At 70.2% G+C, this 17,227-nt stretch carries 18 protein-coding genes, 1 tRNA gene and 1 pseudogene; 7 read left to right on the top strand and 13 right to left on the bottom strand.

The genetic code is table 11. The annotated features are described in order from the left end of the window. Positions 1-100 precede the first annotated feature (100 nt). Together MFF55_RS09845 and MFF55_RS09840 are read left to right on the top strand one after the other, a co-directional pair. A complete protein-coding gene (locus tag MFF55_RS09845; protein ID WP_238243922.1) occupies positions 101-877 on the top strand; it encodes a HesA/MoeB/ThiF family protein in 777 nt (258 codons plus the stop codon). Further along, positions 874-2,199: a leucine-rich repeat-containing protein kinase family protein gene (locus MFF55_RS09840; protein ID WP_238243908.1), complete on the top strand. Its 1,326-nt coding sequence runs from the start codon at positions 874-876 to the stop codon at positions 2,197-2,199. Before MFF55_RS09845 ends, MFF55_RS09840 begins: the two co-directional genes overlap by 4 nt. On the opposite strand, the gene MFF55_RS09835 is transcribed toward MFF55_RS09840, so the two are convergent. From MFF55_RS09835 to MFF55_RS09800, 8 genes are all read right to left on the bottom strand, one after another. Next, entirely contained in the window at positions 2,200-3,039 is an 840-nt protein-coding gene (locus tag MFF55_RS09835) for a DUF1186 domain-containing protein (protein WP_238243907.1), read from the bottom strand. It lies immediately after the preceding gene. A 22-nt stretch (positions 3,040-3,061) separates the two neighbouring features. Then, positions 3,062-5,485 (bottom strand): phenylalanine--tRNA ligase subunit beta, encoded by a 2,424-nt coding sequence (gene pheT / locus MFF55_RS09830; protein ID WP_238243906.1) that lies wholly within the window; start codon positions 5,483-5,485, stop codon positions 3,062-3,064. Continuing rightward, positions 5,482-5,955: a hypothetical protein gene (locus MFF55_RS09825; RefSeq protein WP_238243905.1), complete on the bottom strand. Its 474-nt coding sequence runs from the start codon at positions 5,953-5,955 to the stop codon at positions 5,482-5,484. Before MFF55_RS09825 ends, pheT begins: the two co-directional genes overlap by 4 nt. A gap of 3 nt (positions 5,956-5,958) precedes the next feature. Continuing rightward, a complete protein-coding gene (locus tag MFF55_RS09820; protein WP_238243904.1) occupies positions 5,959-6,243 on the bottom strand; it encodes a hypothetical protein in 285 nt (94 codons plus the stop codon). An 18-nt stretch (positions 6,244-6,261) separates the two neighbouring features. Continuing rightward, entirely contained in the window at positions 6,262-7,344 is a 1,083-nt protein-coding gene (gene pheS, locus MFF55_RS09815; protein ID WP_238243903.1) for a phenylalanine--tRNA ligase subunit alpha, read from the bottom strand. A gap of 163 nt (positions 7,345-7,507) precedes the next feature. Beyond that, the gene (gene rplT / locus MFF55_RS09810) at positions 7,508-7,885 is read right to left on the bottom strand and encodes a 50S ribosomal protein L20 (protein WP_238243902.1); all 378 of its coding nucleotides are present in this window, start codon (positions 7,883-7,885) and stop codon (positions 7,508-7,510) included. A 46-nt stretch (positions 7,886-7,931) separates the two neighbouring features. Beyond that, a complete protein-coding gene (gene rpmI, locus MFF55_RS09805) occupies positions 7,932-8,132 on the bottom strand; it encodes a 50S ribosomal protein L35 (RefSeq protein ID WP_055879647.1) in 201 nt (66 codons plus the stop codon). Positions 8,133-8,310: 178 nt separating this feature from the next. Then, a tRNA-Leu gene (locus MFF55_RS09800) sits at positions 8,311-8,397 on the bottom strand. A 220-nt stretch (positions 8,398-8,617) separates the two neighbouring features. On the opposite strand from MFF55_RS09800, the gene MFF55_RS09795 reads away from it, so the two are divergent. Further along, complete coding sequence (locus tag MFF55_RS09795) at positions 8,618-9,106, top strand: disulfide bond formation protein B (protein ID WP_238243901.1); 489 nt, start codon at positions 8,618-8,620, stop codon at positions 9,104-9,106. Between the two features lie 4 nt (positions 9,107-9,110). On the opposite strand, the gene MFF55_RS09790 is transcribed toward MFF55_RS09795, so the two are convergent. The 4 genes from MFF55_RS09790 to cpdR all read right to left on the bottom strand — a co-directional run bounded on the left by MFF55_RS09790 (position 9,111) and on the right by cpdR (position 11,136). Continuing rightward, the gene (locus MFF55_RS09790; protein ID WP_238243900.1) at positions 9,111-9,581 is read right to left on the bottom strand and encodes a DUF1178 family protein; all 471 of its coding nucleotides are present in this window, start codon (positions 9,579-9,581) and stop codon (positions 9,111-9,113) included. 13 nt (positions 9,582-9,594) lie between these two features. Beyond that, on the bottom strand, positions 9,595-10,440 hold the full coding sequence (locus tag MFF55_RS09785) for a carbon-nitrogen hydrolase family protein (RefSeq protein ID WP_238243899.1): 846 nt from the start codon (positions 10,438-10,440) through the stop codon (positions 9,595-9,597). Continuing rightward, positions 10,437-10,694 (bottom strand): glutaredoxin 3, encoded by a 258-nt coding sequence (grxC, locus tag MFF55_RS09780; protein WP_238243898.1) that lies wholly within the window; start codon positions 10,692-10,694, stop codon positions 10,437-10,439. Before grxC ends, MFF55_RS09785 begins: the two co-directional genes overlap by 4 nt. 85 nt (positions 10,695-10,779) lie before the next feature. Then, on the bottom strand, positions 10,780-11,136 hold the full coding sequence (gene cpdR / locus MFF55_RS09775) for a cell cycle two-component system response regulator CpdR (protein WP_003603128.1): 357 nt from the start codon (positions 11,134-11,136) through the stop codon (positions 10,780-10,782). Between the two features lie 194 nt (positions 11,137-11,330). On the opposite strand from cpdR, the gene MFF55_RS09770 reads away from it, so the two are divergent. Beyond that, positions 11,331-12,236, top strand: coding sequence for an N-formylglutamate amidohydrolase (locus MFF55_RS09770; protein ID WP_238243897.1), 906 nt, complete (start codon positions 11,331-11,333; stop codon positions 12,234-12,236). A gap of 229 nt (positions 12,237-12,465) precedes the next feature. On the opposite strand, the gene galU is transcribed toward MFF55_RS09770, so the two are convergent. Then, positions 12,466-13,332, bottom strand: coding sequence for a UTP--glucose-1-phosphate uridylyltransferase GalU (gene galU, locus MFF55_RS09765; protein WP_238243896.1), 867 nt, complete (start codon positions 13,330-13,332; stop codon positions 12,466-12,468). A 166-nt stretch (positions 13,333-13,498) separates the two neighbouring features. Between galU and galE the strand changes: the two genes are divergently transcribed. The 3 genes and pseudogenes from galE (at position 13,499) to MFF55_RS09750 (ending at position 17,225) form a co-directional block, all read left to right on the top strand. After that, positions 13,499-14,491: a UDP-glucose 4-epimerase GalE gene (gene galE, locus MFF55_RS09760; protein WP_238243895.1), complete on the top strand. Its 993-nt coding sequence runs from the start codon at positions 13,499-13,501 to the stop codon at positions 14,489-14,491. 158 nt (positions 14,492-14,649) lie between these two features. Continuing rightward, positions 14,650-15,759 (top strand): annotated as a pseudogene (locus tag MFF55_RS09755) (lytic murein transglycosylase); the annotation flags it as partial. Between the two features lie 134 nt (positions 15,760-15,893). Continuing rightward, on the top strand, positions 15,894-17,225 hold the full coding sequence (locus MFF55_RS09750; protein ID WP_373874774.1) for a DUF459 domain-containing protein: 1,332 nt from the start codon (positions 15,894-15,896) through the stop codon (positions 17,223-17,225). Positions 17,226-17,227 lie beyond the last annotated feature (2 nt).

The raw sequence follows: 17,227 nt of genomic DNA, 5'->3' as shown, positions 1-17,227 counted from the left end.
CGGCCTCGCAGGATGGCACGCCCATAGGCGCGCCGGCGCCGGCGTGCAAATCGCAGGCGGTGGTCTTCCGGCCCGCGCGGGCACGGGCTATCTGCCGCGCATGGCGCTCTCCCCGGACGAAGTCGAACGCTACGCCCGCCACCTCGTCCTGCGCGAGGTCGGCGGCCCCGGCCAGGGCCGACTGAAGGCCGCGCGGGTCCTCGTGGTCGGAGCGGGCGGGCTCGGCGCGCCGCTCATCCAGTATCTCGCGGCGGCGGGCATCGGCACGATCGGCATCGTCGACGACGACACGGTCTCGCTCTCGAACCTGCAGCGCCAGGTGATTCACGGAACCCCGGATATCGGCCGGCCCAAGGTCGAGAGCGCGAGCGACGCCGTGGCCCGCCTCAACCCGCATGTCCGGATCGCGCCGCACCCGCTCCGGCTGGACGCGGAGAACGCCGTGGAGCTCGCGGCCGCCTACGACGTGGTCGCCGACGGTTCGGACAATTTCGCCACGCGCTACGCGGTCTCGGACGCCTGCTTCCACGCCAGGCGCCCCCTGGTCACGGCGGCGTTGGGTCAGTTCGACGGCTCGCTCACCACCCTCCGCGCCCACGAGACCGGGGCGGACGGCTCCCCGAATCCGACCTATCGCTGCCTGTTCCCCAGCCCGCCGCCGCCGGGCAGCGTCCCGCCCTGCGCCGAGGCCGGCGTGCTCGGCGCGCTCGCCGGCGTCATGGGCTCGCTGATGGCGATGGAGGTGATCCGCGCCGTCACGGGCTTCGGCGAGCCCCTGGTCGGGCGGCTCCTCATGGTCGATGCGCGCGCGATGCGCTTCGAGACGCTGCACTATGCCTGGGACGAGACGAACCCGCTGAGCGGACGTCCCGCATGAACGTGCGGCCCTCGACCCTCGCGCGGCTCGAAGCGCTGCGCCGGGGCGACCTCGCCGGTGCACGCGAGCTGCGCCTGCCCGGAATCACCGCCTTCCCCGACGAGATCTTCGGCCTCGCCGACACCCTCGAACTGCTCGACCTCGGCGGCGGGACCCTGACCGATCTGCCTGCGGATCTCGGCCGGCTCCATCGGCTCAAGGCGCTGTTCTGCTCGGGCAACCGATTCGAGCGCTTGCCGCCCGTCCTCGGTGATTGCGCCGCCCTGAGCCAGGTCGGCTTCCGCGGGATGGCGATCCGCGAGGTCGCGGAGGAGGCGCTGCCGCCGCAGCTGCGCTGGCTGACGCTGACGGACAACCGGATCGAGGCCCTGCCCGACGCGCTCGGGCGACGGCCCAAGCTGCAGAAGCTGATGCTGGCCGGCAACCGCCTTCGCACCCTCCCGGCAAGCCTCGCCGGGGCGCCGAACCTCGAACTGCTCCGGCTCTCCGCCAACACGCTCGACGCCCTTCCGACCTGGATCACGGCGCTTCCTCGCCTCGCCTGGCTCTCCTGGAGCGGCAACCCGTTCGAGGGCGGCATCGACCGCGGGAACGCGGCGGCGATCCCCTGGTCGCATCTCGAGCCCGGCGACCTCCTCGGCGAGGGCGCCTCGGGCCGCGTTCACCGCGCATTCTGGCGGGAGGGCGGAACGGGTCCCTCCCGGCCGGTGGCGCTCAAGCTCTTCAAGGGCACCATGACCAGCGACGGGATTCCGGACCACGAGATGGCGGCCTGCCTCCTCGCCGGCGCCCATCCGCACCTGACCGGCGCGCTCGGCCGGGTGACGGACCATCCGGAGAACGCCCAGGGCCTCGTCATGCCCCTGCTCCCGCCCGATTGGGGGGTGCTCGCGGGGCCGCCCAGCCTGGAGAGCTGCAGCCGCGACGTCTACGATCCCGGCCTGCGGCTTGCCCCCGCCGCGGCCCTGCACCTAGCCCGGGGAGTCGCCGCAGCAGCGTCCCACCTTCACGGCCGCGCCCTGCTCCACGGCGACCTCTACGCCCACAACATTCTCTGGGACGGTGCGGTGGGCGAGGCGGTGCTCAGCGATTTCGGGGCGGCCTCGATGCTGCCCGCCGGCGACGCAGGTCGCGCCCTGCAGCGGCTCGACGTGCGGGCCTGGGGCCTGCTGCTCGGCGAATTGCTCGACCGCTGCGATGCTCCCGGGGCGGCCGCCCTGCGTGCGCTGGAGGAGGCCTGCGTGCAGCCCGATCCGGCGGCCCGCCCGCTCATGGCCGAGGTGGTGGAGACCCTCCACCGGCTCGCACCGGCCGCGGCATGATCAGGCGGGCTCGGCGTCCAGGCAGCACTTCTTGAACTTCTTCCCGCTGCCGCATGGGCAGGGATCGTTGCGGCCGACATCCTTGAAGGGGTTGCGCAGCGGCTGGCCGGCATCCTCCGCCGTCCAGGCCAGCGCCGCGACGGGATCGTCGAGAGTGCCGTGGCGACCGGGATCGAACCGGTCCGGATCGCCCGGCCGCGCCTCGGCCTGCCGCAGCGTCGTCCGAAACCAGACGGCGTCGCCGCAGGCATCGGTGATGCGACCGTCCCTGCGCGCCGCCTCGTAGCGAGGCGCGAGCTCGCGGAGGCCGAGGAGCGCGATCGTCTCCTCCCAGCCGCCCCAGCCCGTATCGCCCTCGACGGCGACACCCTTCTCGTCGAACCGGACCAGCAGGTCGCGCGTCTGCGCCCGGTCCAGGCGACCCTTCCAGGTCAGGAAGGTTAGGGCAGCGAAAAGTTCGTTGCGCACCAGCGGGTCGGTGGTGCTGTCGAGGAGGCGCGCGTGGAGCGACGCGACATCGCCGTCGAAGACGCTCGCGACGATCCGCGCCAGCGTCTCCGCGACGGCGTCGCCGAGGAGGGCGTCGAGGTTCTCGCCGTCCTCGCGCAGGAGGCGCATGATGGGTGCGAAGGCGCGCGCGTCGCGGGAACCGGCCAGGGCGTGCAGGCCCCAGAACAGCAGGTTGGCGTCCGCCTCGTCGAGCTCCTGTCCGTCGGCCGCCCGTTCGAGGACGCGCAGGACCTCGTCCGCCACCGTCTCCGGCGCCCGGAGGGCATCGATCAGCGCCTGTCGCGGCAGGTAGGTCGCCGATGACAGCGCCGCGACGTTGGGATGGCTCATGGCGTCTCCCGCCGGGCGGCTCTCAAGAGCGCAGGGTCGCGCCGGTCTTGCGGGAGACCTCCGCCACGATCCGCCCGCTCACCGCCTCGATCTCGGCATCCGTCAGCGTGCGCTCGACGGGCTGCAGCCGCACCGCGATCGCCACCGACTTCGAGCCCTCGGGGATGCCGACGCCTTCGTAGATGTCGAACACGTCGACGCCCGCGATGAGCTTGCGCTCCGCCCCCTGCGCCGCCCGCACCACGTCGCCGGCCGCCACGTCGCGGCCGACCACGAAGGCGAAGTCGCGCGAGACCGGCTGGAAGTCGGGCAGGTCGAGGGGGGGCCTGGCCTTGGTCGGCCGATACTTCGGCAGCGGGATCGCGTCCAGGACGATCTCGAAGGCGACGAGCCCCCCCTTGAGGTCGAGCGCCTTCATGATCCGCGGGTGGACCTCGCCGAAATGCCCGACCGGGTTCTTGGGGCCGAACTGAAGCGTGCCCGAGCGACCCGGATGCAGCCAGGCCGGACCGCCCGCCACGACCTGGAGCCCGCCCGTCGGCACGCCGAGGGCGGCCATGAGAGCCAAGACGTCGGCCTTGGCCTCGAAGACGTCGACGGTCTTATGCGAGCCGTCCCAATGCCGTCCGTTGCCGGCATGCCCGGCCGTGCCGCGGCGCAGGCCCGCCGCCCGCACGGTCTGGCCCTCGGGCTGGTCGCTGGCGAAGCATTGCCCGACCTCGAACAGGGCCACGTCGGGATAGCCGCGGTCGGCGTTGCGCTGGGCGGCGCGCATCAGCCCGGGCAGAAGGCTTGGGCGCATGTCGGAGAGTTCCGCGGCAATCGGGTTGGCGAGCGCGAGATCGGCCCCGCCGCCGCCGAAGAGCAGCGCGTCCTCGCGCGGGATGAAGGACCATGTCACCGCCTCGACGAGGCCGCGGCTCGCGAGCGCACGCTTGGCGAGGCGGGTCCGCTTCTGGAGAATGCTGAGCACGACTTTTCCGGCGTCCCTTTCGGGAACGGTAAGAGGCTTCGGCTCGATCCGGTCCAGGCCGGCGATGCGGATGATCTCCTCGACGAGGTCGGCCTTGCCCTCGACGTCCGGCCGCCAGGAGGGCGTGAGCACCTTCGCACGGTCGTTGCCGCCGGCGACGTGGAACCCGAGCGCCTCCAGAGTCACCTTCATCTCGGCGCGGGAGAGCTCGAGACCGGCCAGCCGCCGGACCTCGGTCCAGGGAAAGTCGATGACGCGCTCGGTCGCGGGCGGCTCGCCGGCGATCACCGCCCGGGTCGGCGTGCCGCCGCAGATCTCCATGACGAGGCGGGTGGCGAGGTCGAGGCCCGGCAGGGTGAAGGCGGGGTCGACGCCGCGCTCGAAGCGGTAGCGCGCATCCGTGACGATGCCGAGCCGACGCCCGCTGCGCGCGATGTTGGTCGGGTCCCACAGGGCGGATTCGATGAGGACGTCGGTGGTCCCCTCGTCGCAGCCGGAGGCCTCGCCGCCGATGATGCCGGCGATGGATTCCGGGCCGTTCGCATCGGCGATCACGACGGTGTCGTCATCGAGCTGATAGGTGCGCCCGTCGAGCGCCGCGAGCTCCTCGCCCGGCTGCGCGCGACGAACCGTGAGCCCGCCCGCCACCTTGGCCGCATCGAAGACGTGGAGCGGCCGGCCGCGATCGAAGGTCAGGTAGTTCGTGATGTCGACGAGCGCGTTGATCGGGCGCAGGCCGATCGCGCGCAGCCGCGCCTGCATCCAGGCCGGCGACGGACCGTTGCGGATGCCGCGCACCAGCCGGAGCGTGAAGAGCGAGCAGAGGCCGCGATCGCCTGCCTCGAAAGCGAGGGTTACGGGCACCGGGCAGTCGCCCTCCCCGCGCACGGGCGGCATCGGCTCGCGCTTGAGGCTGCCCAATCCCGTCGCCGCGAGGTCGCGGGCGATGCCGTGGATCGACGTGCAATCCGGCCGGTTCGGCGTCAGGTTGATCTCGATCATCGGATCGTCGAGCCCGGCATAGACCGCGTAGGGCTGGCCGACCGGCGCCTCGGCGGGAAGGTCGAGGATGCCGTCATGGTCCTCGCCGATCCCGAGTTCGGCGCCCGAGCAGAGCATGCCGCGGCTCTCGACGCCGCGGATCGTGCCGACGGCGAGCGTGATGTCCTTGCCCGGCACGTAGGTGCCCGGGGGCGCGAAGACGGAGAGCATGCCCGCCCGCGCGTTCGGGGCGCCGCAGACGACCTGGACCGGCGTCCCGTCGCCCGCATCGACGGTGCAGACGCGCAGGCGGTCGGCGTTCGGATGCTGCTCGGCGGTGAGCACGCGCGCGACGACGTAGGGCTTCAGGGCGGCCGCCTTGTCCTCGATGCGCTCCACCTCGAGGCCGATCCGCGTCAGCGTCTCGGCGATGATGTCGAGGGACGCCTCGGTGTCGAGGTGGTCCTTCAGCCAGGAGAGAGTGAATTTCATTTGCTTCTGTCTTTGAAGATCAGATGGACGGCAAGGGTCAGCTTAGCCTCTGCCGGAAGAGCATCGAGACGGGAGACGATTTCTCTCGCCTGAGCCACGAAATCGCGCGCTTGATCCGCCTCGTAGAAATTGATCCTCGGCGGAGCGTAGTCGGCCTGCATCCGAGCGCTTTGAAGAGGAACTATCAATTCGCCGATTCTGCTGAGATGCTTGCTCTGCCGCAAAGGACTTCCGGTGGCCTGGAAGGCGTTCTTCATCGACCCATGGTCAAGAGCGCGATAGACGCGCTCGTACTCCGCCGTGTCCCGGCCCTGATCCGGTAGAAGTGCGTCGGCGTAGGTCCTCATCAGCGCGTGAAAAGCCGCATAGTAAGCCGTGCTGACCGCGCGCCGCTTCACCGCGGAGCTGCGCGGGTGCTGATCGATCAGCGCGTCGGCTAGATCCAACAGGCGTCCAACGTGGGTGCCCATCCGCTAGTCGATATCCGGCTGAGACTGCCGCTCGCTCACGACATCGTTCGTGAGGAAGACAAAGCGCTCCTCACCCTTGGCAATCAGGGCGTCCCGAAGATCGTGGACCGCGCCGATCAGAGCCTCGCGCCGCTCCTGCGGCCGACGCTCGTACCGAGCTGTCACGCGAATAATAGACTCGCCGTCGAAGTCGATGTCCGAGCGGACATCGGCGCCCTTGAATCCCGCTTCAGGAACGCGGGTCCTGAGGACGTTCGACACGACCTCCTGGATTTCCTGATCCGTCATCGGTCTCCTCCGCAGCTCTTACCCCGTCAGCCCGCTCACCAAGCTCGGCACGTCCAGCGGCCGGAAGCCGTAATGGTCGAGCCAACGGACATCGGCCTCGAAGAACGGGCGCAGGTCCGGCATGCCGTATTTCAGCATCGCGATCCGGTCGATCCCGACGCCGAAGGCGAATCCCTGGACCGCATCGGGATCAAGGCCGCAATTCCGGAGCACGTTGGGGTGAACCATGCCGCAGCCGAGGATCTCGAGCCAGTCGGTCCCCTCGCCGAAGCGGATCTCGCCGCCCCTGCGCGAGCACTGGATGTCGACCTCCGCCGAGGGCTCGGTGAAGGGGAAGAACGAGGGCCGGAACCGCATCGTGACGGCATCGACCTCGAAGAAGGTCCGGCAGAACTCCTCCAGCACCCATTTCAAGTTGGCGATGTTGGCGGATCGGTCGATCACCAGCCCCTCGACCTGATGGAACATCGGCGTGTGGGTCTGATCGGAATCGTGCCGGTAGGTCCGCCCGGGGCAGATCACGCGGATCGGCGGCTCCTGCGCGCGCATCGTCCGGATCTGGACCGGCGAGGTATGCGTGCGCAGAACCTTGCGCTGGCCGTTGCGGTCGGGCGCCAGGAAGAAGGTGTCGTGCATCTCGCGGGCCGGGTGGCCGGGCGGGAAGTTGAGCGCCGTGAAGTTGTTGTCGTCCGTCTCGATGTCCGGCCCTTCCGCCACCGAGAAGCCCATCCCGGCGAAGATCGCGGTGACCTCGTCCATGACCTGGCTGATCGGGTGGATGCGGCCCCGCACCTCCGGCGCCTCGCGCACGGGCAGCGTCACGTCGATACGCTCGGCGGCGAGCCTGGCCTCCAGCGCGGCCTCGGCCAGCGCCTCGCGGCGCGTGCCGATGGCGGCCTGAACCCGGTCGCGCAGGCCGTTGATGAGGGGCCCCCGCTCCTTGCGTTCCTCGGGCGTCATGGCACCCAGCGTCTTGAGGAGGTCGGAGACGGAGCCCTTCTTGCCCAAGGCCGCCACGCGGACGGCTTCGAGCGCCGCCTCGTCCGAGGCGTTCGCGACTTGGCCAAGGAGATCGGCCTGGAGCGTGTCGAGATCGGTCATCGCGGGAACTCAGGGCTGCTTCGGGCTTGCGCGAGGGTTTCGCGGGTCGGGCCCGCGGATGCAAGCGATGTGTCCGACGCACCCGCAACGGGTTCGCGGACATGACGAAGGCGCGGCCCGCGAGGACCGCGCCTTCATGAACCGTTGCGGTCGCCAGGAGCGGTTAAGCCGCCTTGCGCTGCTGGTCCGGGAGGGCGGCCTTGGCCTTCTCGACCACGGCGGCGAAGCTCGCCGGCTCGTGGATCGCGAGTTCCGAGAGGGCCTTGCGGTCCACCACGATGCCTGACTTCGCGAGCGCATCGATGAAGCGCGAATAGGTCAGGCCGTGCTCGCGGACCGCCGCGTTGAGACGCTGGATCCAGAGGGCGCGGAAGGTGCGCTTCTTGTTCTTGCGGTCGCGGTATGCGTACTGCATCCCCTTCTCGACCGCCTGCTTGGCGATGCGGATCGTATTCTTGCGCCGGCCGTAATAGCCCTTGGCGGCCTTGAGGACTTTCTTGTGCTTCGCGTGACTGGTCACGCCGCGCTTGACGCGGGCCATGTGGGATCTCCTGGGTTGAGAGGAAGCAGTCTGACGGTGAAGGTGCTCAGCCGTTCGGCAAGAAGTACTTCTTCACGTTGGCGGCATCGCCCTCGAACAGGGTGGTGGTGCCGCGCAGGTTGCGGATCTGCTTCGTCGTCCGCTTGATCATCCCGTGCCGCTTGCCGGCCTGGGCGTACATGACCTTACCGGTCCCGGTGATCTTGAAGCGCTTCTTCGCGCCCGACTTCGTCTTCAGCTTGGGCATTTGGCTCTCCTGGCGCGAATGCGTCCGGCCCGGGAGGGACCGGCGATGCGCGCTCGATTGATGCTTCTGGTGGAGCAGCACGAACCGCCACGGCAGCCCTGATCGGCCGGGCGGTTCAACGCGAGGGCGCCTATGACAGAAAAGCGACGCGCTTTCAATGCCGGCAGCATGGGTGTGATGGTGCGGGCGGTCGGAATCGAACCGACACTCTGTCACCAGAACCGGATTTTGAGTCCGGCGCGTCTACCAGTTCCACCACGCCCGCAATCCTCGCCTCATGGCACAGGATCGCGTTTCGGGCCAGGGGGTCCGAGCCCGGCGGAGGGCGGGCGTCTCGCCAGCGGGCGGCGGGTGTGCTCAAAAGGCGGCCCTTCGCCGTCGAACGGACCTGAACTTCCGATGTGGCGTTCCGTTGCTACCGCATTGGGCTCGACGCAACGCCGACGGCTGCCCTCGATTCCTCTCGTCCAAGGTTCCTCTCCGCCATGAACGAAGGCGCGCTCCTGCGGCTTTACCGGGCCGCCCTCCTCGTCCTGATCGGGTCGGCGCTCACGATCGCCGGCGCCTTCTACTTCGAGCTCGTGCTCGGCTACGCGCCGTGCAAGCTCTGCCTGACCGAGCGCATTCCCTATTACGCCGCGATGCCGCTCGCGCTCCTGACGCTGACCGTGCCGGAGCGCGCCGGCAGGCTGTTGCTCGGTCTCGCCGCGCTCGGCCTGCTCTACGGGGCCGGGCTCAGCGTCTATCACGCGGGCGCCGAATGGGGCTTCTGGGCCGGCCCCAGCGATTGCGGTGCCGGCACCGGCCCCAATCCGAGCAGCGTCGGCGATTTCCTGAACACGCTGCAGACGACTCGCGTCGTCGATTGCTCGACGGCGGCCTGGCGACTCCTCGGCGTCTCGCTCGCCGGATGGAACGCCGTCATCGCGGCTGTCCTGGCCTCGATCGCCGGCACCGCGGCGGCTCGGTCCTGACCGCCTAGTGGCGATCGTCCGGTAGCGTCGGCAGCGGGGCGACGTCGATGCCTTCCTCGACGAGGGCCCGCGCCTCGTCGGGGCTCGCCTCGCCGTAGATCGCGCGCGCGGGGATCTCGCCGTAATGCATCCGCCGCGCCTCCTCGGGGAAGCGCCCGCCGACATGGTCGGCCGTCTTGGCGACGTGCTCGCGCACGGCGCGCAGCATCGCCCGGATCTGCCGCTCCGGCTCCGAGATCATCGCGACCGGCTCGGGCGGAGCCGGCGCCGTCGGGACGGCCTCCGCCTCGATCAGAGCCGGCGCGCGGCTGCCGCGGGACAGGGCCGGCGCCATCATGGCCTTGGCCACCGTCACCGAGTTGCAGACCGGGCAGCTCACGAGGCCGCGGGCCGCCTGCTCGTCGTAGGACGCGCTCGACGGGAACCAGCTCTCGAAGGCGTGGCCGGAATCGCAGTGAAGATTGTACCGGATCATGGCTGCGGGGTTTTCAGGCGGCGCGGCCTGCCCGCTCGATCGTGAACGGTCTGGCGTGCTGGAGGGTGGGGATGCGCGCCCGCGCATCCGTGACTAGGGCGAGGTCGATCTCGGCCAGGATGACGCCGGGTTCCGCCCCGCCGGCATCGGCGAGCACCCGGCCCCAGGGATCGATGATCAGGGAGTGGCCGTAGGTCTCGCGGCCGTCCTCGTGCACCCCGCCCTGCGCGGCCGAGATCATGAAGGAGCCGGTCTCGATGGCGCGCGCCCGGTGCAGGACGTGCCAATGCGCCTCCCCGGTCTGGCGGGTGAAGCAGGCCGGCGCCGTCAGCACCGCGGCGCCCGCCTGGGCCAGCGCGTGGTAGAGCGCCGGGAAGCGCAGGTCGTAGCAGATCGCCAACCCGAGCGGCGCCCAGGGCGTCTCGGCGACGATCGCACGGTCGCCGCAGGTGTAGAGCGCGGATTCCCGCCAGCGCTCGCCGTTCGGCAGATCGACGTCGTAGAGGTGGAGCTTGTCGTAGGCCGCGGTGATCGCGCCCTCGGCGTCGATGAGGAAGGCGCGGTTGGCGATCTTCTCGCCGCTGCGCACGGCCAGCGAGCCGATATGGACGACGATGCCGAGCTCGCGGGCGACTTCGCGCAGGCTCGCGAGCGTCGCGTCCTCGTCCTGCCCGCGCACCTGCTCGAAGAGCTTCGTGCGGCTGCGCTCGACCAGCGAGGTCATCTCCGGCGTCTGCACGTAATGCGCGCCGGCGGCGGCAGCCTCCCGAAGCCCGGCGACGGCCGCGTCGCGGTTGGCGAGGGGATCGCGTCCCGAGCGCATCTGGACGCAGGCGGCGACGAAGCGGGTTTCGGTCATGAGGCGAGCAGGGGCTCGAGCTTGCCGGCGCCGTTCAGGGCGTAGAGGTCGTCGCAGCCCCCGACATGGGTCTCGCCGATGAAGATCTGCGGCACGCTGGTGCGGCCGCCGGCGCGCTCGACCATCGTCTTGCGCGCGCCGGGCACGCGCTCGACGTCGATCTCGGTGAAGGCGGCGCCCTTCTCCTTCAGCAGGCTCTTGGCCGCCGAGCAGTAGGGACACCAGGCCGTGGTGTAGATGGTGATGGGCGGCATCGTGGGAAGCGTCCGGCGAGGTTGCCGTTCGCATATAGGCGAGGGCCGGGACTCTTCCTAATGCTTGTCGCCAGAGGAGCTCGCCTCAGGCGGCGAGGAGCTTCTCGACTTCGTTCACGAGGTCGCGCAGGTGGAAGGGCTTCGAGAGCACCTTCGCATCCTTCGGAGCCTTGGAATCGGGGTTCAGGGCGACCGCCGCGAAGCCGGTGATGAACATCACCTTGATGTCGGGATCGAGCTCGGTCGCGCGGCGCGCCAGCTCGATGCCGTCCATCTCCGGCATCACGATGTCGGTGAGGAGGAGCTCGAACGGTTCCTCGCGCAGGCGGTTATAGGCCGAGAGGCCGTTGTCGAAGGAGAGGACGTCGTAGCCGGCGTTCTGCAGCGCCTTCGCGAGGAAGCGCCGCATATCGTTGTCGTCTTCCGCCAGGAGGATCTTCATCGGACGGCACCGTACCCTTGAGTCGCTGTGTTCATTTCATAAAGCGGCGGTATGGTAAACAAGGTGTTAGCGTGGCCGGTCCCGAGGCGTGTCGTGCCGCGCGCGGGCGGGCAGTGTTGCAGTGGACAGGGCGAGCGGTACCACCCAAAGTGACGGAATGCGTTTCTCCGCCGCCCCGAGGCGCCCGCGCCCCGATGAGTGAACCCACCCCCGCGCCAGGCGCCGGAGCGGCCGGCTTCGACCCGCCCTTCGTCGTCGACGAGCCCGAAGCGCACACGCTTCCCTTCGTGTTCAACACGCCCCATTCCGGCTCCGTCTACCCGCGCGCCTTCCTCGCCGCGGCGCGCCTCGATGCGCTGGCGCTGCGGCGGTCGGAGGATGCCTATGTCGACCGGTTGTTCGCGCCTGTGGTCGACCTCGGCGCGCCGCTCATGCGGGCGCATTTCCCCCGCGCCTATCTCGACGTGAACCGCGAGCCCTACGAGCTCGACCCGCGGATGTTCGACGGGCGGCTGCCGGCCTTCGCCAATACCCGCTCCATGCGCGTCGCGGGCGGGCTCGGAACGGTGCCGCGCGTCGTCGCCGACGGCCAGGAGATCTATCGCGGACGGCTGCCGGTGGAGGAGGCGGTGGCGCGCATCGAGTACCTCTACAAGCCCTATCACCGGGTCCTGCGCGGCCTCATCCAGCGCACGTCGCGGCAGTTCGGCCACGCCATCCTGATCGATTGCCATTCGATGCCGTCGTCGAGCCTCGGCCGCGACGAGGACGCGAAGGCCGACTTCGTCCTCGGCGACCGCTTCGGCACGAGCTGCGCGCCGCTGCTGATCGCGGCCTTCGAGCGACATCTGAGCGCCCGGGGCTACAAGGTGACCCGCAACAAGCCCTACGCGGGCGGCTTCATCACGGAGCATTACGGCGAGCCGAATATCGGGCGCCACGCGCTTCAGATCGAGATCAACCGGGCGCTCTACATGAACGAGTCCACGCTCGCGATCACGCCGGGCTTCCCGGACTTGATCTGGAGGCTTCGGGAGGTGGTGATGGCCGTCGCGGCGGAAGCGGCCGACCTCGGACCTCGCCGCATGGCGGCGGAGTAGCGATCACCCCCTCAGGCAAAGAAAAAGGCCGCTCTTGCGAGCGGCCCGAAGTCTAGGGAGGAAACGCCCAAGTAGGGCTGCCGGACCGCGACGCCATCGCGATCCCGCAATGCACAAATTAAAGTGCGACGCACAAAACGCAAGGCTCATTCGGGGCTGAATGCCCGCTCTGAGTGCATGGCTTGCCCGCGCTCAGCGCAAGAGCTTGACCGTGGCGCAAACTCTTCGCTCAGGCCCGACCCAACAGGGCGGCGATCTCGGCCTTGAGCGGCCCGGCGAGATCCTCGCGCTCCAGGGCGTAGGCGATGTTGGCGGTGAGGAAGCCGAGCTTGGAGCCGGTGTCGTAGGTCCGGCCCTCGTAGCGCAGCCCAAAGAAGTTCTGCTCCGCGGCGAGCTTGATCATCGCGTCGGTGAGCTGGATCTCGCCGCCGGCACCGGTCTCGCCGCGCTCCAGGATGGCGAAGATCTCGGGCTGCAGGATGTAGCGGCCCGAGATGATGAAGTTCGAGGGCGCGGTCCCCTGCTTGGGCTTCTCGACCATCCCGGTGATCTCGAAGGTCCGGTCGAAGGTCTCGCCGACGCTGACGATGCCGTACTGGTGCGTCTCCTCCGGCTTCACCTCCTCGACGGCGATGATGTTGCCGCCGTGCCGCTCGTAGGCCGAAAGCATCTGGCCCATGCAGCCGCGGCTGAGCATGTCGGGCAAGAGCACCGCGAAGGGCTCATCGCCGACGATCTCGCGGGCGCACCAGACGGCATGGCCGAGGCCCAGCGGCGCCTGCTGGCGGGTGAAGCTCGTCTGGCCGGCCTTGGGCAGGTCGCGCTTCAGCTCCTCGTAGGCCGCCTGCTTGCCGCGCGCCTGCAGGGTGTGGTCGAGCTCGAACGCGATGTCGAAATGGTCCTCGATCACCGCCTTGCCGCGGCCGGTGACGAAGATGAAGTGCTCGATGCCGGCCTCGCGGGCCTCGTCGACGACGTGCTGCACGACCGGCCGGTCGACGACGGTGAGCATCTCCTTGGGCACCGCCTTGGTGGCGGGAAGGAAGCGGGTGCCGAGACCGGCGACGGGGAGGACGGCCTTGCGAATGGGTTTCATCGAAAGTGGTCCAGTCGATAGGAAGACGGGGACGAACCGGTGGCGGCTCGCGAAGCTCGAAACGTTTAAGTCTCACCGGGTCGTCGCGACCGACGCGGCCCCTGCGGCATAAACGACGCCGGGACTTTACGATAGAACGGTGCTGCGGGAAGCGGGAGGAACGAGAATGGCAGTTCTGGTCACGGGCGGGGCGGGCTACATCGGCAGCCACATGGTGCTGGCGCTGATCGATGCGGGCCAGGAGGAGATCATCGTCCTCGACGATCTCTCGACCGGGTTCGACTGGGCGCTGCCGCCGGAGGTCAAGCTCGTGGTGGGCGACGTGGCCGACCAGGCCCTCGTCACCGAGCTCATTCTCCAGCACCGCGTCGACGCGATCGCCCATTTCGCGGCCAAGATCGTGGTGCCGGATTCCGTCGCCGATCCGCTCGGCTACTACCTCGCCAACACCGTGAAGACCCGCGCGCTCATCGAGACGGCGGCGCGCACCGGCGTGAAGCACGTCATCTTCTCCTCGACGGCGGCCGTCTACGGCGAGCCCGAGATCGTGCCGGTGCCAGAGGATCTGGTGGCCGCGCCGATCAACCCTTACGGCCGCTCGAAGCTGATGAGCGAGTGGATGATCGCCGACGCCGCGAAGGCGCATGGCTTCTCCTACGTCATCTTGCGCTACTTCAACGTGGCCGGCGCCGACCCGCGCGGGCGCACCGGCCAGTCGACGCCGAACGCGACGCATCTCATCAAGGTCGCGACGCAGGCCGCGCTGGGCCAGCGAAGCCACCTCGAGGTGTTCGGCACCGACTACCCGACGCCCGACGGCTCCTGCCTGCGCGACTACATCCAGGTCTCCGATCTCGCCGAGGCGCACCGCGTCGCCCTCGACCACCTGCGCTCCGGCGGCGACAGCCTGACGCTGAATTGCGGCTACGGGCGCGGCTATTCGGTTCTGGAGGTGATCGAGGTGGTCAAGCGCATCTCGGGGCGGGACTTCGAAGTGCGTCTCTCTCCCCGCCGCCCCGGCGATCCGGCCCGGATCGTGGCGGGCGCCGACCGCATCCGAGCGGAGCTGGGCTGGAGCCCGAAACACGACGACCTCGACGGGATCGTCGCGCAGGCGCTGGCTTGGGAGGAGGCGCTCGGGCGTCGCAACCGGACGTGAGGGCGAGACTTCTACGATGGGTCGCACTGGCCGCGGCATCGTCCGTGCCGGCTGCAGCAGCCCCTGAACCGACGCGCGCACTCCCTCCTCCCTCTGCGGGCGAGGGGGGAGGGAGTGCGCGCGCGAAGCCGGCCGCTCGTGTTCTCGAAGCGTCGCAGGATTTCCGCGGCTTCATCGAATCCCTCCGTCCGGACGCGGAGGCACGCGGGGTCTCGCGGGCCACCTTCGACGCCGCCTTTCGAGGCGTGACGACGCCCGACGCCGACGTGCTGGCGCGAACCCGCAAGCAGGGCGAGTTCGGCCGTCCGGTCTGGGACTACCTCGTCGGCGCGGTCTCTCCCGGCCGGATCACGCGAGGTCGGGCGCAGGCGGCGCGCCTGTCGGCGACGCTGAGCCGGATCGAGTCCGAGACGGGCGTGCCGCGCTGGATCGTCCTCGCCTTCTGGGGCGTCGAGTCGGATTTCGGCGCGAGCGGCGGCTCCGTGCCGACGATCCGGGCGCTCGCCACCCTGGCCCAGGCCCGGCACCGCGGCACCCTGTTCCGCGACGAGCTTCTTGCTGCCCTGGCGATCCTTGAGCGGGGCGACATCGCGCCGGAGCGCATGAAGGGCTCCTGGGCCGGCGCGATGGGCCAGGTGCAATTCCTGCCCTCGAGCTTCCTCAAGCATGCGGTCGATTTCGACGGCGACGGCAGCCGGGACATCTGGGCCTCGGAGCCCGACGCGCTGGCCTCGATCGCGGGCTACCTGAAGAATCTCGGCTGGAACCTCGCCTTCTCCTGGGGCTACGAGGTTGCCCTGCCCGAGGGCTTCGATCTCACGCGATACCGCGGCGAGCTCGGTGATTTTGCGCGACGCGGCGTGCAGCGCACGGACGGCGGCGCCCTCCCCGCCGCGGGCCAAGCGAGCCTGTTCCTGCCCGGCGGGATGGGTGGTCCGGTCTTCCTGATCACCGACAATTTCAAGGTGATCCGGGCCTACAACACCTCGGATTCCTACGCGCTGGCCGTGGGCCACCTGGCCGATCGCCTCGCCGGCGGGCCGGCGCTCGCGGCACCCTGGCCGAACGCGGCGCCCCGTCTCGACAAGGCCGGTCTCCAGGGCGTTCAGGCGGCGCTGGCCGCCCGCGGCCTCTATGCCGGCGAGGCCGACGGCCGGGCCGGGCCGAAGCTGCGCGAGGCGGTGCGGCAGTACCAGATCCGGGAGGGGATCACCGCCGACGGCTACGCGACGCCGGCGCTGCTGGAGCGGCTGCGCAGCCCGCGCTGAGTCGCCCTGTGATTCCGCGGCGAAGGGTCTATGTTGTCGCGAGAGGGGCCGCCGTCGTGCCGGCGCGACGGGCTTGGTTTTCGGGACTCGCGATGACGCTTCTGACCCCGTCGAGGCTGCTGCGATCCGCGGCGATGGTTCTCTCCGTCGCCGCACCGCTGAGCCTCGTCGAGACGCGGCCCGCCCAAGCCCAATGGGACGACGGCTACGAGGACGTGCCCCGCCGCCGTGCCCGCGAGTATTACCGCGACGATGGCGGCTACGGCGCCCGCCAGGCCAACCGGCGCTACGCGCCGCCGCAGGAGCAGCAGCGCCAGTTCTACTGGCCCTGGGAGGACCGCACGCAGCAGGCGCCCCCGGCACCGACGCCCGGCGCCAGACCGACGCGCCCCCGCTCCCCGGCCTACGCCGACGAGCCCCGCTCCCGCCGCCCGCGCCCGGCCGCGCCGGTGGCCGCCCAGCCCAAGCCCGCCGTGCCCAAGGCCGAGCCGTCGATCCGGATCGCGGTGTTCGGCGATTCCCTCGCGAGCTACCTGAAGAGCGGCCTCACCGACGTGTTCGAGGACAATGCCGACGTGGCGGTGATCGACCGCTCTCGAGGCGATAGCGGCCTCGTGCGCCGGGATGTCGTCGACTGGCCCAAGGCCGCCGAGGAGTTCATCAAGGCCGGCTCCAAACCCGCCTACGCCGTCGTGATGCTCGGCGCCAACGACCGCCAGGCCATCCGCGAGGGCGACCAGAGCGCCGAGCCGCTGACCGAGCGCTGGCGCGAGATCTATCGCGGCCGGGTCGACGCCCTGGTCAAGGTGTTCTCCGAGCAGAAGGTGCCCCTGATCTGGGTCGGCGCGCCGCCGATGCGCAGCGAGTCGCTCACCAAGGACATCGCCGCGATCAACGAGATCTACCGCGAGCGCGTGAGCCGAGGCGGCGGCACCTATGTCGATGTCTGGCCCGGCTTCGTCGACGAGCGCAACCGCTTCGTCGTTTCGGGGCCGGACCTGGAGGGTCAGCCCGCCAAGCTGCGCACCTCGGACGGGGTCCACTTCACCAAGGCCGGCGCCCGCAAGGTCGCGCATTTCGCCGATGTCGAGCTGAAGCGCCTGATGGGCGCGGGCGCACCCGCCCCGGCAGACGCGCAAGCCGCTCCCGCGGTGGCCGCGACTCCGGCCCCCACGCTCGAGGGCACCATCCCAAAGCTCGACGACACGGCGGCGCTGGACCGCCACATCACCGCGATGCTCCCGAGTCTGCCCGAGCCGCCCGGCATCCCGGCCCTGCCGGTCAAGCCCGCGGCCGGACCGGTCGTGCCCCTGAGCCGGCCGGAGGTCTCGCCCGGCGGCGTCCTCCTGAGCGGTCGCCCCGGCGAGCCGGATCCCTCGGGAGCGGTGGAGCGCACCCTGCAGCGCGGCGCCCCGCCTCCGCCCCAGCCGGGGCGCGCGGACGATTTCAGATGGCCGCCGGGCTGAGG

This window comes from Methylobacterium iners (genome assembly GCF_022179305.1).
GTDB lineage: Bacteria > Pseudomonadota > Alphaproteobacteria > Rhizobiales > Beijerinckiaceae > Methylobacterium > Methylobacterium iners.
This window is presented reverse-complemented; position numbering and strand designations above follow the sequence as displayed.

Coding starts and splice junctions, on each gene's coding strand:
- MFF55_RS09795 (WP_238243901.1), top strand. CDS start 8,618: ATGAACGAAGGCGCGCTCCTGCGGCTTTACCGGGCCGCCCTCCTCGTC.
- rpmI (WP_055879647.1), bottom strand. CDS start 8,132: ATGCCCAAGCTGAAGACGAAGTCGGGCGCGAAGAAGCGCTTCAAGATC.
- MFF55_RS09835 (WP_238243907.1), bottom strand. CDS start 3,039: ATGAGCCATCCCAACGTCGCGGCGCTGTCATCGGCGACCTACCTGCCG.
- MFF55_RS09825 (WP_238243905.1), bottom strand. CDS start 5,955: ATGGGCACCCACGTTGGACGCCTGTTGGATCTAGCCGACGCGCTGATC.
- MFF55_RS09790 (WP_238243900.1), bottom strand. CDS start 9,581: ATGATCCGGTACAATCTTCACTGCGATTCCGGCCACGCCTTCGAGAGC.
- grxC (WP_238243898.1), bottom strand. CDS start 10,694: ATGCCGCCCATCACCATCTACACCACGGCCTGGTGTCCCTACTGCTCG.
- MFF55_RS09820 (WP_238243904.1), bottom strand. CDS start 6,243: ATGACGGATCAGGAAATCCAGGAGGTCGTGTCGAACGTCCTCAGGACC.
- cpdR (WP_003603128.1), bottom strand. CDS start 11,136: ATGAAGATCCTCCTGGCGGAAGACGACAACGATATGCGGCGCTTCCTC.
- galE (WP_238243895.1), top strand. CDS start 13,499: ATGGCAGTTCTGGTCACGGGCGGGGCGGGCTACATCGGCAGCCACATG.
- rplT (WP_238243902.1), bottom strand. CDS start 7,885: ATGGCCCGCGTCAAGCGCGGCGTGACCAGTCACGCGAAGCACAAGAAA.
- MFF55_RS09845 (WP_238243922.1), top strand. CDS start 101: ATGGCGCTCTCCCCGGACGAAGTCGAACGCTACGCCCGCCACCTCGTC.
- MFF55_RS09785 (WP_238243899.1), bottom strand. CDS start 10,440: ATGACCGAAACCCGCTTCGTCGCCGCCTGCGTCCAGATGCGCTCGGGA.
- MFF55_RS09750 (WP_373874774.1), top strand. CDS start 15,894: ATGGTTCTCTCCGTCGCCGCACCGCTGAGCCTCGTCGAGACGCGGCCC.
- pheS (WP_238243903.1), bottom strand. CDS start 7,344: ATGACCGATCTCGACACGCTCCAGGCCGATCTCCTTGGCCAAGTCGCG.
- pheT (WP_238243906.1), bottom strand. CDS start 5,485: ATGAAATTCACTCTCTCCTGGCTGAAGGACCACCTCGACACCGAGGCG.
- galU (WP_238243896.1), bottom strand. CDS start 13,332: ATGAAACCCATTCGCAAGGCCGTCCTCCCCGTCGCCGGTCTCGGCACC.
- MFF55_RS09770 (WP_238243897.1), top strand. CDS start 11,331: ATGAGTGAACCCACCCCCGCGCCAGGCGCCGGAGCGGCCGGCTTCGAC.
- MFF55_RS09840 (WP_238243908.1), top strand. CDS start 874: ATGAACGTGCGGCCCTCGACCCTCGCGCGGCTCGAAGCGCTGCGCCGG.